The organism is Actinomadura citrea, from assembly GCF_013409045.1.
Lineage (GTDB): Bacteria > Actinomycetota > Actinomycetes > Streptosporangiales > Streptosporangiaceae > Spirillospora > Spirillospora citrea.
The window spans coordinates 6,540,303-6,553,873 of the sequence record NZ_JACCBT010000001.1 but is presented as its reverse complement, the minus strand read 5'-3'; the positions used below and the strand labels follow the sequence as shown (position 1 = coordinate 6,553,873).

11 protein-coding genes are annotated in these 13,571 nt (G+C 73.0%); 7 read left to right on the top strand and 4 right to left on the bottom strand.

Annotation, left to right across the window (positions count from 1 at the left end; genetic code table 11):
• Positions 1 to 37: 37 nt before the first annotated feature.
• Both BJ999_RS30155 and BJ999_RS30150 read left to right on the top strand, forming a co-directional pair.
• The gene (locus tag BJ999_RS30155) at positions 38 to 946 is read left to right on the top strand and encodes a ferrochelatase (RefSeq protein WP_179836395.1); all 909 of its coding nucleotides are present in this window, start codon (positions 38 to 40) and stop codon (positions 944 to 946) included.
• Positions 943 to 1,752 (top strand): inositol monophosphatase family protein, encoded by an 810-nt coding sequence (locus BJ999_RS30150; protein ID WP_179836394.1) that lies wholly within the window; start codon positions 943 to 945, stop codon positions 1,750 to 1,752. The genes BJ999_RS30155 and BJ999_RS30150 overlap by 4 nt, the downstream gene beginning before the upstream one ends.
• An 82-nt stretch (positions 1,753 to 1,834) precedes the next feature.
• On the opposite strand, the gene BJ999_RS30145 is transcribed toward BJ999_RS30150, so the two are convergent.
• The gene (locus BJ999_RS30145) at positions 1,835 to 2,011 is read right to left on the bottom strand and encodes a hypothetical protein (RefSeq protein ID WP_179836393.1); all 177 of its coding nucleotides are present in this window, start codon (positions 2,009 to 2,011) and stop codon (positions 1,835 to 1,837) included.
• Between the two features lie 221 nt (positions 2,012 to 2,232).
• On the opposite strand from BJ999_RS30145, the gene BJ999_RS30140 reads away from it, so the two are divergent.
• Both BJ999_RS30140 and BJ999_RS30135 read left to right on the top strand, forming a co-directional pair.
• The gene (locus tag BJ999_RS30140; protein WP_179836392.1) at positions 2,233 to 2,886 is read left to right on the top strand and encodes a response regulator transcription factor; all 654 of its coding nucleotides are present in this window, start codon (positions 2,233 to 2,235) and stop codon (positions 2,884 to 2,886) included.
• On the top strand, positions 2,883 to 4,247 hold the full coding sequence (locus BJ999_RS30135; RefSeq protein ID WP_229810130.1) for a sensor histidine kinase: 1,365 nt from the start codon (positions 2,883 to 2,885) through the stop codon (positions 4,245 to 4,247). The genes BJ999_RS30140 and BJ999_RS30135 overlap by 4 nt, the downstream gene beginning before the upstream one ends.
• 44 nt (positions 4,248 to 4,291) lie before the next feature.
• Here the strand turns inward: BJ999_RS30135 and BJ999_RS30130 are convergent, their stop codons facing one another.
• Together BJ999_RS30130 and BJ999_RS30125 are read right to left on the bottom strand one after the other, a co-directional pair.
• On the bottom strand, positions 4,292 to 7,051 hold the full coding sequence (locus tag BJ999_RS30130) for an ABC transporter substrate-binding protein (protein WP_179836391.1): 2,760 nt from the start codon (positions 7,049 to 7,051) through the stop codon (positions 4,292 to 4,294).
• Entirely contained in the window at positions 7,048 to 8,715 is a 1,668-nt protein-coding gene (locus BJ999_RS30125) for a serine/threonine protein kinase (RefSeq protein ID WP_179836390.1), read from the bottom strand. Before BJ999_RS30125 ends, BJ999_RS30130 begins: the two co-directional genes overlap by 4 nt.
• Before the next feature lie 505 nt (positions 8,716 to 9,220).
• On the opposite strand from BJ999_RS30125, the gene BJ999_RS30120 reads away from it, so the two are divergent.
• Together BJ999_RS30120 and BJ999_RS30115 are read left to right on the top strand one after the other, a co-directional pair.
• Positions 9,221 to 9,517 (top strand): DUF4193 domain-containing protein, encoded by a 297-nt coding sequence (locus BJ999_RS30120; protein WP_089313703.1) that lies wholly within the window; start codon positions 9,221 to 9,223, stop codon positions 9,515 to 9,517.
• A 52-nt stretch (positions 9,518 to 9,569) separates the two neighbouring features.
• On the top strand, positions 9,570 to 10,388 hold the full coding sequence (locus BJ999_RS30115) for a hypothetical protein (protein ID WP_229810129.1): 819 nt from the start codon (positions 9,570 to 9,572) through the stop codon (positions 10,386 to 10,388).
• A 185-nt stretch (positions 10,389 to 10,573) separates the two neighbouring features.
• On the opposite strand, the gene BJ999_RS30110 is transcribed toward BJ999_RS30115, so the two are convergent.
• The gene (locus BJ999_RS30110) at positions 10,574 to 10,861 is read right to left on the bottom strand and encodes a DUF4235 domain-containing protein (protein WP_179836389.1); all 288 of its coding nucleotides are present in this window, start codon (positions 10,859 to 10,861) and stop codon (positions 10,574 to 10,576) included.
• A gap of 128 nt (positions 10,862 to 10,989) precedes the next feature.
• On the opposite strand from BJ999_RS30110, the gene valS reads away from it, so the two are divergent.
• Positions 10,990 to 13,515 (top strand): valine--tRNA ligase, encoded by a 2,526-nt coding sequence (valS, locus tag BJ999_RS30105; protein ID WP_179836388.1) that lies wholly within the window; start codon positions 10,990 to 10,992, stop codon positions 13,513 to 13,515.
• Positions 13,516 to 13,571 lie beyond the last annotated feature (56 nt).

Below are 13,571 nucleotides of genomic sequence, written 5' to 3'. Positions count from 1 at the left end.
GGCCGGGAGTCGGGCCCCGGGCTGATTGGATGGACGCATGACGTCGTATGACGCGTTGCTTCTGCTGTCCTTCGGAGGGCCGGAAGGGCCCGAAGAGGTGATCCCGTTCCTGGAGAACGTCACCAGGGGCCGCAACATCCCCAAGGAGCGCCTGGAGGAGGTGGGGGAGCACTACTTCCTGTTCGGCGGGGTCAGCCCGATCAACCAGCAGTGCCGGGACCTCAAGGCCGCGATCGAGGCGGACTTCGCCGCCAACGGCGTGGACCTGCCCGTGTACTGGGGCAACCGGAACTGGGACCCCTATCTCGCCGACACCCTCCGGCAGATGGAGGAGGACGGGATCCGGCGCGCGGCCGCGTTCGTCACGTCCGCCTACAGCGGCTACTCGACGAACGACCAGTACCTCGAGGACATCGCGCGCGCCCGCGAGGAGGTGCCGGGCGCCCCCGAGATCGACAAGCTCCCGGTCTACGCGGACCGCCCCGGTTTCGTCGAGCCGTTCGTGGACGCGACCAAGGACGCGCTGAGCCGCCTCCCCGAGGGCGCGCGGCTGGTCTTCACCGCCCACAGCGTGCCGCTGTCCCAGCCCAACCAGGAGCTGTACGCCGCGGAGCTGCACACCGCCGCGCAGACGGTCGCGCGGCGGGCCGCCCCGGGGGCGCCCTGGGACCTGGTGTACCAGAGCCGGAGCGGGCCGCCGAGCCAGCCGTGGCTGGATCCGCAGATCACCGATCACCTGGAGGAGCTGCACGGCCGGGGCGTCCGCGCCGTGGCGGTCGTGCCGATCGGGTTCGTCTCCGACCACATGGAGGTCAGGTACGACCTCGACGTCGAGGCCGCGGACCTGGCCGCCGAGCTCGGACTCGCCTTCGAGCGCGCCGCCACGCCCGCGACCGACCCGCGCTTCGCCGCCCTGCCCCGCCACCTCCTGGAAGGGGCCTCATGAGCCTGGCCGAGGAGCTGCTGGAGCTGGCCGTGGCGACCGCCCGCGAGGCCGGCCGGATGCTGGTCGACCAGCGCCCCGCGGGCGGCCCGGACGTCGTCCAGACCAAGTCGTCCCCGACCGACGTCGTCACCCAGATGGACCGCGCCGCCGAAAAGCTGATCATCGAGCGGATCAGGGCGGTGCGCCCCGGCGACGGGTTCCTCGGCGAGGAGGGCGGCACCCAGGCCGGCGCCAGCGGCGTGCGCTGGGTGGTCGACCCCATCGACGGGACCGTCAACTACCTCTACGACCTGCCCGACTGGGCGGTCAGCATCGCCGCCGAGGTGGACGGCGAGGCCGTCGTCGGGGTGGTGGAGATCCCGCGCCGCGGCGAGACCTGCACTGCGGTGCTCGGCGGCGGCGCCGTCCAGCACACGGCGGCGGGCACCCGCGAGCTCCGCGTGAACGCGCACGTACCGCTCGGCCGCGCGCTGGTGTCCACCGGGTTCGGCTACGAGGCGGGACGGCGGGCGAGGCAGGCGGAGGTCCTCACCGGGGTGCTGCCGAACATCCGCGACATCCGCCGGGGCGGGTCGTGCTGCGTCGACCTGTGCTCCCTCGCGGCCGGGCGCGCGGACGCCTACTACGAGCGCGGCGTCCAGGCGTGGGACATCGCCGCCGGCGGGCTGATCGTCCGGGAGGCGGGCGGGCGCGTCGAGGGGCTGCACGGCGCGGCCCCCGGCCCGGAGCTGACCATCGCCGCCGGCCCGGGCACGTTCGAGGCCCTGCACGACCTGCTGGCCCCGCTCGACCCGGCCAGGGACTGACGCGAGCGGGGGAAACCGGAACGGGGAGCCCGGGACCAGGTCCCGGGCTCCCCGTCACGGACAGCGCCTTGCGACGGCGGGGTCAGTCGCAGCGGGGCGGTTCGACGCCGATGTCGTTGTTCGCTGCGATCCGGCGCAGGTCGTCGATCTCCTCCTGGCGGATGTCCGCCAGGTAGGTGTCCCCATCCTGGTGGGCGCTCCGCAGCGACGCGTACGCGTCGTCGAGCCGCTGCTGGATCATGCGTGTCAACTCGCCCATGGGCCTCCTCCCGGATCGTGCCCATGCCTACCCAGGCCTAGGCTGAAGGTAAACCTGACTTGCGATGCAATTTTCGCAGATCCTTGCGTCCGCGAGATCGCGATCTGGCGTACCGGGAGAGGAACAGCTGCTTACGGGCGTCTTACGGCCTCCATGGCATATGTGAAGCGGGCAATGTTCCGGGTGCGGGGCCGGCCGCGCCCGACGAGAAGGGGGACCCTTTGCGTGTTCTAGTCGTCGAGGACGAGCGCGTGCTCGCCGACGCGATCGCCACCGGTCTGCGCAGGGAGACGCTGGCCGTGGACGTGGCCTACGACGGCGCGGGCGCGCTGGAGCGGGCGAGCGTCAACGAGTACGACGTGATCGTGCTGGACCGGGACCTGCCCAAGGTGCACGGCGACGACGTCTGCAAGCAGCTCGTGGCGCAGCGCTACCCGGCGCGGATCATCATGCTGACGGCGGCGGGGGAGCTGGACGACCGGGTCGAGGGCCTGTCCATCGGGGCCGACGACTACCTGGCCAAGCCGTTCGCGTTCGCCGAGCTGATCGCCCGGGTGCGCGCCCTCGGCCGGCGCGCCGCCGCGCCGCTGCCGCCCGTCCTGGAGCGCGCCGGGATCACCCTCGATCCGGCCCGCCGCGAGGTCGCGCGCGACGGCCGCCCGGTGGAGCTGACCCGCAAGGAGTTCGCGGTGCTGGAGGTGCTGCTCAGCGCCGACGGCGCCGTCGTCAGCTCCGAGCACCTGCTGGAGAAGGCGTGGGACGAGCACATCGACCCCTTCACCAACGTGGTCCGGGTCACGATGATGACGCTGCGCAAGAAGCTCGGCGACCCCCCGGTGATCGAGACCGTGCCCGGCGTGGGATACCGCCTGTGACCGAGGAGACCGCACCCCAGGACCGCCCGGACGGGCCGGACGGCGAGGCCGCCCGCTCGAACCCGCCCCAGGAGGGCGGCCCGCAGGCCACGCAACCGACCGCGCTTCCCGGCGACCCCGGCGACGCCGGGGGCCGGCGCGGCGGGCGGTGGCGCCGCCCCGGCCCGCAGCAGGTCCCCCAGCCGCACCCGGCCGCGAAGGGCATGTGGCGCGGCGAGGGCGGCGGGCCGTTCGCCCAGATGACCGTGATGCCGGGCCGGATGAGCGTGCGGCTGCGCCTCACCCTGCTGTACGGGCTGCTGTTCTTCATGGCGGGCGCGCTGCTGCTGTTCGTGATGTCGGTCCTGATGGCCAACATCCTCGGCAACGTCAAGGTGATCGGCTTCGGCATCTCCGACGCGGAGGCGGCCGAGCTGCAGCGCCAGTTCGTCGAGCAGACGATGCGCCAGCTCGTCGGCCGGTCGCTGCTCGCGCTCGGCGGAGTGGGCGTCATCACGCTGGTGCTCGGCTGGTTCGTCGCCGACCGGGCGCTCAGCCCCCTGCAGCGGGTCACCACCACCGCGCGCCGGCTGTCGGAGAGCACGCTGCACGAGCGGATCGCGCTGGAGGGCCCGGACGACGAGATCAAGGAGCTGGCCGACACGTTCGACGCGATGCTGGAGCGGCTCGGGCAGGCGTTCGACACCCAGCGCCGGTTCGTCGCGAACGCCTCGCACGAGCTGCGCACCCCGCTCGCGATCAACCGGACGCTGCTGGAGGTCGCGCTCGGCGACCCGGAGGTCTCCGACGACCTGCGCGCCGTCGGCCGGACGCTGCTGGCGACCAACGCCCGGCACGAGCGGCTCATCGAGGGGCTGCTGCTGCTCGCCCGCAGCGAGCGGGAGCTGACCGCCCGCACGCCGGTCGACCTGGCGGAGGTGGCGGCGACGGTGCTGGAGCAGTCGGCCCGCCGCGACCACGACCACGACGTCGCCGTCCACCCGGAGCTGACCTCCGGGACGGCGCTCGGCGACCCGGTCCTGCTGGAGCACCTGGTGTCCAACCTCGTCGAGAACGCGATCAAGCACAACGTCGAGGACGGCGGCGAGCTGTGGATCCGCACCGGCATGCTGGAGGGCTACGCCACCGTCCAGGTCGAGAACACCGGGCCCGTCGTGCCCGCCTACGAGGTGGAGCGGCTGTTCGAGCCGTTCCGGCGGCTGAACGCCGACCGCGTCGAGTCCGCCAAGGGCGCGGGGCTCGGCCTGTCGATCGTCCGCTCGGTGGTGCTGGCGCACCGCGGCGCCGTCTACGCGGCGCCGCGGCCGGGCGGCGGGCTGATCGTCACCGTCCGCCTCCCCCCGGGCCTGCCGGCCGCGTGAGCCCGGCGGCCGCCGCGGCTACTTGAGCGCGGCGGTCGCCACCGCTACTTGAGCGCGGCGGTCGCCACGGTGGGGTCGCCGTCGTAGTCGGGCTCCAGCCCGACGTACCTGCCGGGCCGGACCATGGCGACGCGAGTGTCGTTGAGCAGCGGGATGAGGGCCATGTCGTCCAGCGCCACCTTCTCCGCCTGCCTGAACAGGCCGGTCCGGTCGTCCGGCGCCGTCGTCCTGAGCGCCCTGGAGACCGTTTGGTCGAAGGTGTCGTTCCTCCACTTGCCCAGGTTGTAGAAGCCCGTGTCGCTCGCCTCGCCGCCGCCCAGCAGGGGCCACAGCATCGTGTAGGCGCCCGGGTAGTCCGGACCGTAGGGGAGGAAGGCCAGCCCGGACGAGTCCTTGGACATGACGTCGTCGCGGTACTTCGTGAACTCGGAGACGGGGTAGGACTTCATCTCGACCTCCAGGCCCAGCGCCGACTTCAGCTGCGAACTGACGACCGTGGCGAGGCTCTGGTCGACGGGCGACTGGCGGTAGTACAGCCGGACGGGCGTGTCCGTCCCCAACCCGGCCTGCGTGGCCAGCATCTTGGCCTTCTCGGGGTCCGTCGCGTCGCAGGACGGGCAGACACCGCGCCCGCCGAACCCGGGAACCGGAACCGGGACGATGCCGTGTGCGGGCTCGTGGAACCCGCCGAGAGCCAGGCTGAGCTTGCTCCGGTCGAGGGCGTAGGAGACGGCCTGCCGGGCCTCCTTCGACTTCATCGGGCCCCGGGCGGTGATCGGGACGAGCATCCGGGTGAACGGCGCGGGATGGGAGACCAGGCCCGTCCTCGGAGTCGAGGCCAGATTCTCGGTGCCCACCGCGTACCAGTCGGTCTGCCCGGCCGTGTAGGCGGCGCGCCCCTTGGCGGAATCGTCGGTCAGCGTCACGGTGACGCCGTCCAGCCTGGTCTTGCCGAACGCCCAGCGGTCGTTGCGGACGAGCGAGACCGACGCACCCTTGCGGTAGTCCTGCAGCTTGAACGGGCCGTTGCCGATGGGACGGGTGTTGAACGCCGCGTTGTCGACCTTGCCCGCCTCCTCCGGGACGGGCATGAACGCCGGTTCGGACAGCCGGGCCGCGAAGTCGCAGTTGGGGGAGGTGAGCTCGACTTCGAGCGCGGTGCCCGAGACCACCGTGACCCCGGACAGCAGCCCGGTCCCGCTTCCCGACACCGAGGAGTACCCCTCGATGTCGGTCATCAGGTAGGACGCGGGGCCGGTCTTGTCCGCCGCGCTGCGCGCCCAGCCGCGGGCGAACGCGTGCGCGTCGACGGCCTCGCCGTTGGTGAAGGTCGTCCCGTACTTGAGCGAGATGGTCCACGTGCGGCATTCGGCGTCCGGCGTGATCGCCGTCGCGAGCCGGGGGCGGGCGGTGCCGTCGGCGCCGACCTCGGTGAGGCCGGTGAACAGCTGCTTGCTGAGGAACCGCTCGGTGCCGCCGAGGGCGCGGGAGGGGTCGAAGCCGCCGTCGGTGGCGGTCGGCGTCGACATCGCGATGGGCAGCGTCCCGCCGACCCGTCCGCGCGTGGCCGTCGAGCCATGGTCGCCGTCCCCGCGGAGCTGGACCCAGGCCACGCCGGAGGCGAGAACCAGCACGGCCAGCGCGGCGCCCCCCACGCTGGCGAGAACGCCGATGCGGGGCCCCTTTCCGCCTCCGGACGGCTTGGTGAAGTCGACCCCCGGAGCGGAGACGGACGGCCACGTCGCGGGTGTGTCGCCGTTGGGCGGCGGGGCCGGTGAGGGCCACCCCGCGCCGGGCATGGGCGGCGGCGCGTGCGGAGGCGTGTGCGGTGAGGTGTGCGGGGGCGTGTACGGCGGCGTCTGCGGCACCGGAGGGCCGGCCTGGAAGGGCTGCGGTGTCTGCGTCCGCAGCCGTGCGGACTCGGTGGCCGCCGTCTGGGCGCCCTGGGTGAGCATCAGGGCGTCGTTCTGCTGGGCGCCCGGCTGGGGGAGGCTGCCCGCCAGCGCCAGCAGGTGCGCCAGGACCATCTGGGAGGCGGGACGCAGCGCCGGGTCCTTGCTGAGGCAGTTCGCCACGATGCCGCGCAGCGGCTCGGGAAGGTCGCCGAGCTCGGGCGGCAGGTTCAGGATGCGGTGCATCACCGCGGGGATGGAGTCCTGCCCGAACGCCGGCCGCCCGCTCGCCGCGTACGCCATCGTGGCGCCCCACGCGAACACGTCGGCGGGCGGCCCGACCCGCGCCCCGGAGATCTGCTCGGGCGCCATGTAGGCGGGGGTGCCGACCGCCGTGCTCGACATGGTCCCGGTGGCGTCCAGCGCCCGCGCGATACCGAAGTCGATCACCCGCGGGCCGTCCGGCGCGAGCAGGACGTTGGCGGGCTTGAAGTCGCGGTGCACGACCCCCGCCTGGTGGATCGCGGCGAGCGCCGTCATCGTCCCGATCGCCAGCCGGTCCAGGTCGGCGCCGCGCCGCGGACCGTCCTGCGCCAGGACCCGCGACAGCGCCGGCCCGTCGATGTACTCGCTGACGATGTAGGGGCGGTCGCCCTCGACGTCGGAGTCCAGGACGCGGGCCGTGCAGAACGCCGACACCCGCTTGGCGACCGCGACCTCGGCCGCGAACCGCGAGCGGGCCTTCGGGTCGCCGCTGAAGCGCGCGTGCAGCAGCTTCACGGCGACCCGGTGGCCCGGTTCGTCCTCCCCGAGGTAGACGGCGCCCTGCCCGCCCTCGCCGAGGAGGCCGGTCAGCCGGTACGCGCCGAGCCGGGAGGGGTCGCCCTTGCGGAGGGGGGCGACCTCGGTCATGCCTTGGACACGGTCCCGTAGGCGGTCGCGCTCGTCTCGGACTGGCTCTGGCGCCACTCCCACCGCATCGAGGTGCCGCCGGAGGACGGGATGAACGTGACGTACCCGGACGCGCACTCCTTCGGGTCCATCCCCGCCATCGGCGTCTCCCGGTACTCGACCTTCGAGCTGTTCTCGTCGCCGGACAGCAGCGACAGCCGGGTGTAGCAGTTGTCCTGGGCACCGGACGGATAGGTGTACGTCGCGACGCCGCTGGAGTACAGCAGGGAGAACTTGACGCTGAAGGAGGTGTGGCCGGATCCGGCGCCCGGCTGGTACCCGTTGCCGGTGAAGTTGCCGAGCAGCCCGCCCGTGGTGCTGCTGGTCGGCGTCTCGCTCGGCGTGTAGGTGTTCGGCGGCGAGTAGACCGGCGGCGTCGGCGGGTCGTCGTCGCTGTTGGCGCCGATGATGGCGAGCACCACGACCACCAGGATCACGATCAGCGCGAGCGCGCCGCACCCGATCGCGATGATCGGCCCGGCGGAGCTCGACTGCTTCGGCGGCGGCCCGTACTGCGGACCGGGCGGTCCGGGGGGCATCGGCATCCGCGGCTGCGTCTGCGGCGGCATCCCCCCGCCCTGGTACATCGGCATGGGCGGCGGCGTGATCGGCTGCGGCGGCGGCGTGGCCGGGCCGGGCATCCCGCCCTGGTGCAGCGGCATCGGCGGCGGGGTGATCGGCTGGTGCTGCGGCCGGGGCCGCGGCGCCGGCGGCACCGGGGGCGGCGGCGGAAGCTGCGAGGCGATCCGGGTGCCCTGGTTGAGCAGGTCCTCCTGCCCGGCGCCCTGGTTCGCGGGCGCGGCGCCGACGTGGCCGAGCAGGTTCAGCAGCAGTTGCGCCGCCGGGGGCCGCAGACCCGCGTCCTTGGACAGGCAGCGTCCGATCAGGTCGCGCAGCGGACCCGCGGGCAGCGCCGACAGGTCGGGCTCCTCGTTGAGGATCCGGTTGATGATGACCGGCAGCGTGTCGGCCTCGAACGGCGACTGCCCGGTGGCGGCGAACACCATGGTCGCCGCCCAGGCGAAGATGTCCACCGCCGGGGTGAGCGGCGCGCCGGTCAGCTGCTCGGGCGCCAGGTAGCCGGGCGTGCCCACCACCATGCCGGTCGCGGTGACGGCGCTCTCCTGCGAGTTCACCGTCCGCGCGATGCCGAAGTCGACGACGCGCGGGCCGTCGGAGGCCAGCATGACGTTGTTCGGCTTGAAGTCGCGGTGCACGATCCCGGCCTCGTGGATGGCCGCGAGCGCGGTCACCGTGCCGATCGCGAGCCGCTCCAGCTCCGCCGCGCTCCGCGGGCCGTCGTGCGCGACCACGTCGTGCAGGGACGGACCGTCGATGAACTCGCTGACGACGTAGGGCTGGTCGCCCTGGACGTCGGCCTCCAGCACCCGGGCCGTGCAGAAGGGCTCGACCTTCTGCGCCGCCGCGACCTCGCGGGTGAACCGGGCGCGTGCGGCCGGATCGTTGGCCATCTGCGCGTGCAGCAGTTTGACGGCGACGTACCCGCCGCCCGGCGCCCTGCCCAAAAAGACGGCGCCCTGGCCCCCGGCGCCCAACCGTCCGATGACCTCGTACCGTCCGAGTGCCCTAGGATCGCCCGGCTCCAGCGGAGCGGCATCCGGCATCTGACCCTCCAGTGACCCGCAGTGATGTCCGCGACATTGTGCGCCGGACCCGCTCGCGGGGCCCCGTGCCGGCGATCGCCGGGCTGACCCCCGCAGGGGATCCGCCCCCAACCTCAGGCGGGCACGATATCGCGTTAGTTCTGACGTTTCACCGATGTATCCGGTTCGGTGTTCCAGCTGCCGGATCGGGCCATCCCGCCGCGCCGGGGCGATCGGTGCGCACAACGCCTCCGGGACCGATATGATCCCCGCCGCCGCGGGAACCCCGGCAGGCGCCACGGTCCCCGGAACGGGGCGGTGTCGTTCGCCGGGTATGTGATGGATGGCACAGTGCGAGGAAAGAGTCGGGTGATGGGTGTCACTCGTGGGAACGGTCGCGCCTCGTGTGTCGCAGGTCACCAACCGTGACAGAATTTCCCGCCCGGATCGGGCACAAGAACGGTCCCCCGAGCGTTAGATCCGCGCGACGGGGCGCATAAAGCACTGAGGGGGATGGAGATAGAAGATGGCGACCGACTACGACAGCCCACGCAAGACAGACGACGACCTGAGCGAGGACAGCCTCCAGGAGCTCCAGGCCCGGCGCGCCGACAAGGCGGCCAGCATCATCGACGAGGACCTGGACGCCGGCGAGGTCGCCGAGCTGCCGGGCGCCGACCTGTCGAACGAGGAGCTCACCTTCCGGGTGGTGCCTCGGCAGGCCGACGAGTTCACCTGCACGCGCTGCTTCCTGGTGCACCATCGCAGCCAGCTGGCCACCGAGAAGAACGGCCGGCCGGTCTGCCGCGAGTGCGCCGCCTGACCGGCGGCGGACACCGGGTGACGGGAAGAGGGCGCGTGACGGGAGAGGCGGGGTGACGGAAGAGATCGAACCGCGTCATGGCGAGGTGGGGCCGGCGCGCGGCGACGGCTCCGCGGAGCTGGGCGAGCTGATCGGCCGGCTCGCCTCCGACGAGGACATGGACCGCGAGACCCGCGGCCGCCTGCTCGGGCGACTGGCCAGACTGCTCGGCCAGAGCGCCCGCAAGGTGGGGGCCGCGGGCTTCGCGCGCGGCAGGTGGCTCGCCGACCTGCTCCTCGCGACCGCGCCGCACATCCCGATCCGCGATCTGGAGACCCTGCAGGCCCACCACCACGGGCTGATGGGCGAGGAGCTCGCCGACCGGATCGTCAAGGCGGCGGGCAACGCCACGACCGCCGTCGGCGCCGCGGGAGGCGCGCTGGCCGCGGTGGAGTTCGCCGCCCCGCCGCTGCTGCTGACGGCGCCCGCCCAGCTCGCCGCCGAGACGCTCGTCGTCGCGGCCATCGAGGTGAAGATGATCGCCGAGCTGCACGAGGTGTACGGCGTCAGCGTCCAGGGCACCGGCACCGCGCGCGGTGCCGCGTTCGTCACGTCCTGGGCCCGGCAGCGCGGCATCAACCCCCTGGAGGGCGGCACCCTCACCAGCGCTCTCGGCACGGCCGCCAAGAGCGCGCTGCGCAGGCGCATGCTCCGCGTCTTCGGCCGGAGCATGTCCACGATGGGCCCCCTGCTCACCGGCGCCGCGGCCGGCGCCGCCCTCAACCGCTCCGCGACCAAGGGGCTGGCCCTGAAGGTCCGGGCCGACCTGCGGGAGATCGCCGGCTCCCTGCCCCCGCTCCCCGGCGACCAGCCCCGTCGCCTGGACCCGTAGCGGGCCGCCCACCCCCTGGCGGCACACGCGGGTGTCGAGGAGGCGGCGCGTCCCACGAGGCGAAGCCGTTTCCGGGCCCCCGGCTCGACGAGAACGCGTCGCGGCCGGTCCCTCCGATCATCGGAGGGACCGGCCGCGACGCGCATGGGCGCAGACCGGGGGTCAGGCCCCCGGCGCGGGACGTCTCAGACGTCGGCCTTGAGGTTCTGCGGGAGCTGGCCGGTGCCCTTGGCCCACTGGTGGGCGGCGGCGCGGGTGGCGAGCAGCCGCGCGACCTCCATGCCGACGCCCATCACCACGGCCCATCCGATCGCCTCGGCCAGCGCCACGTCGGGGGACTCGGGGTTGGTCGGGGGCTCCTTGCCGGTGCTCTTCTTCCAGGCCAGCGTGATGACTTTCTTCGCGACGAAGCCGCCCGCGAATGCGGCCGCGCCGGCCATCACCCGCCAGCCGATGTCGCCCTTGTCCGCCATGTTGGTCCTCTCTCGTCCTGTCGTCTCCGACGCTACCGGAACGGCCCGCCCCCGGCGGGGAAGGTGATCGCCGCGTCGGCGCCGGCAATCGGCATGCGACCCGGGCCGGTATCAATACGATTGGCCTCATGACAGAGCAGCCGCGTACTTCGAACGTCCCTCCGAAGCCCTCCCTGGACGGCCTGGAGGACAGATGGGTACGCGTCTGGGAGGACGAGGGCGTCCACCGCTTCGACCGCACCCGGCCGCGCGGCGAGGTCTACTCGATCGACACCCCGCCGCCCACCGTGAGCGGCTCCCTCCACGTCGGCCACGTCTTCTCCTACACCCACACCGACACCGTCGCCCGGTATCACCGCATGCGCGGTCGGGCGGTCTTCTACCCGATGGGGTGGGACGATAACGGCCTGCCGACCGAGCGCCGCGTGCAGAACCACTTCGGCGTCCGGTGCGACCCGTCCCTTCCCTACGATCCGGACTTCGAGCCCCCGGCCAAGCCCGACCCGAAACGCCAGCAGCCGGTGTCGCGGCGCAATTTCATCGAGCTGTGCGAGCGGCTCACCGAGGTCGACGAGAAGGCCTTCGAGGAGATGTGGCGGCGCGTCGGCCTGTCGGTCGACTGGAGCCACCTCTACACCACCATCGGCGACACCGCCCGGACGGCGTCCCAGCGCGCGTTCCTGCGCAACCTGGCCCGCGGTGAGGCCTACGTTTCCGAGGCGCCGACGCTGTGGGACGTCACGTTCCGCACCGCCGTCGCGCAGGCCGAGCTGGAGGACCGCGAGCACCCCGGCGCGTTCTACCGGATCCGGTTCCACGGCGACCAGCGCCCCGTCTACATCGAGACGACGCGGCCGGAGCTGCTGCCCGCCTGCGTCGCGCTGGTCGCGCACCCCGACGACGAGCGGTACCAGGAGCTGTTCGGCACGACCGTGCGCACGCCGCTGTTCGGCGTGGACGTCCCGGTCGTCGCGCACCGGCTGGCCGAGCCCGACAAGGGCTCCGGCATCGCGATGATCTGCACGTTCGGCGACGTCACGGACGTCACCTGGTGGCGCGAGCTGGACCTGCCCACCCGCGCGGTCATCGACTGGGACGGGCGTCTCGCCGCCGACCCGCCGCCGGGCGTCCCCGCGCGACCGTACGGTGAGCTGGCGGGCAAGACGGTGTTCTCGGCCAAGGAGCGCGTCGTCGAGCTGCTGCGCGAGTCCGGCGACCTGGACGGCGAGCCCCGGAAGATCAGCCGGCCGGTGAAGTTCTACGAGAAGGGCAGCAAGCCCCTGGAGATCGTCACGACCCGGCAGTGGTACATCCGCAACGGCGGCCGCGACGAGGGCGTCCGCGCGGAGCTGCTCGCCCGCGGGCGGGAGCTGGAATGGCATCCCGGCTACATGCGGGCCCGCTACGAGAACTGGGTCGAGGGCCTGAACGGCGACTGGCTGATCTCGCGGCAGCGGTTCTTCGGGGTGCCGATCCCCGTGTGGTACCGGCTGGACGACTCCGGCGAGCCCGTGTACGCCGACCCGATCGTGCCGGCCGAGGACGCCCTGCCGGTCGACCCGTCGTCCGACGTCCCGCCGGGCTTCACCGAGGACCAGCGCGGCCGGCCGGGCGGTTTCGCGGGCGACCCCGACGTGATGGACACCTGGGCGACCTCGTCGCTGACCCCGCAGATCGCGGGCGGCTGGGAGCGCGACGCCGACCTGTTCGCCCGGGTCTTCCCCTTCGACCTCCGGCCGCAGGCGCACGACATCATCCGCACGTGGCTGTTCTCCACGGTCGTGCGCTCGCATCTGGAGCACGGCTCGCTGCCGTGGAAGGGCACCGCCCTGTCCGGGTGGATCCTCGACCCGGACCGCAAGAAGATGTCGAAGTCCAAGGGGAACGTCGTCACGCCGATCGACCTGCTGCGCGAGTACGGCTCCGACGCCGTCCGGTACTGGGCGGCCGGCGGGCGCCCCGGCACCGACACCGCGTTCGACACCGGCCAGATCAAGGTCGGCCGCCGCCTGGCCATCAAGATCCTCAACGCGTCGAAGTTCGTGCTCGGGCTCGGTGCGGCGGCCCCGGACGCTCCGGTCACCGAGCCGCTGGACAAGGCGATGCTGGCGGCGTTGGCCGGGGTCGTCGAGGAGGCGACGGAGGCGTTCGAGGGCTACGACTACGCGCGCGCTCTGGAGCGCACCGAGCGGTTCTTCTGGGAGTTCTGCGACGACTACCTGGAGCTGGTCAAGGCCCGCGCCTACGGGGACGGGCCGCAGGCGCTGTCCGCGCGTGCGGCGCTGCGCGCCGCGCTGTCGGTGCTGCTGCGCCTGTTCGCGCCCGTCCTGCCGTTCGTGACCGAGGAGGTCTGGTCGTGGTGGCGGCACGGGTCGGTGCACACGGCCTCGTGGCCGTCGGCCGCCGAACTGCCGCCGGGCGGCGACCCTGCCGTTCTCGCGGCGACGGGCGAGGCGCTCCGGCAGGTCCGCAAGGCCAAGTCGGAGGCCAGGGCGTCGATGCGCGCCGACGTGACCAGCGCGGTCGTGCGCGGCTCGCAGGTGACGCGGATCGCGCGCCCGGACCTGGCCGCGGCCGGGCGGATCGCCGACCTGACCCTGGAGGACGCCCCCGCCGCGCTCACCGTCGACGTCGTCCTGGCCCCCGCGACGTAGATCACCCCGGCCGGGCCTTGACGGGGGTCCGGCGCACTCCACATATTAGATTTCCA

What these genes read in the sequence shown, in the direction of transcription:
- BJ999_RS30110 (WP_179836389.1), bottom strand. Translation starts at nt 10,861, where the DNA reads ATGGCGGACAAGGGCGACATCGGCTGGCGGGTGATGGCCGGCGCGGCC.
- BJ999_RS30125 (WP_179836390.1), bottom strand. Translation starts at nt 8,715, where the DNA reads ATGCCGGATGCCGCTCCGCTGGAGCCGGGCGATCCTAGGGCACTCGGA.
- valS (WP_179836388.1), top strand. Translation starts at nt 10,990, where the DNA reads ATGACAGAGCAGCCGCGTACTTCGAACGTCCCTCCGAAGCCCTCCCTG.
- BJ999_RS30130 (WP_179836391.1), bottom strand. Translation starts at nt 7,051, where the DNA reads ATGACCGAGGTCGCCCCCCTCCGCAAGGGCGACCCCTCCCGGCTCGGC.
- BJ999_RS30145 (WP_179836393.1), bottom strand. Translation starts at nt 2,011, where the DNA reads ATGGGCGAGTTGACACGCATGATCCAGCAGCGGCTCGACGACGCGTAC.
- BJ999_RS30120 (WP_089313703.1), top strand. Translation starts at nt 9,221, where the DNA reads ATGGCGACCGACTACGACAGCCCACGCAAGACAGACGACGACCTGAGC.
- BJ999_RS30150 (WP_179836394.1), top strand. Translation starts at nt 943, where the DNA reads ATGAGCCTGGCCGAGGAGCTGCTGGAGCTGGCCGTGGCGACCGCCCGC.
- BJ999_RS30155 (WP_179836395.1), top strand. Translation starts at nt 38, where the DNA reads ATGACGTCGTATGACGCGTTGCTTCTGCTGTCCTTCGGAGGGCCGGAA.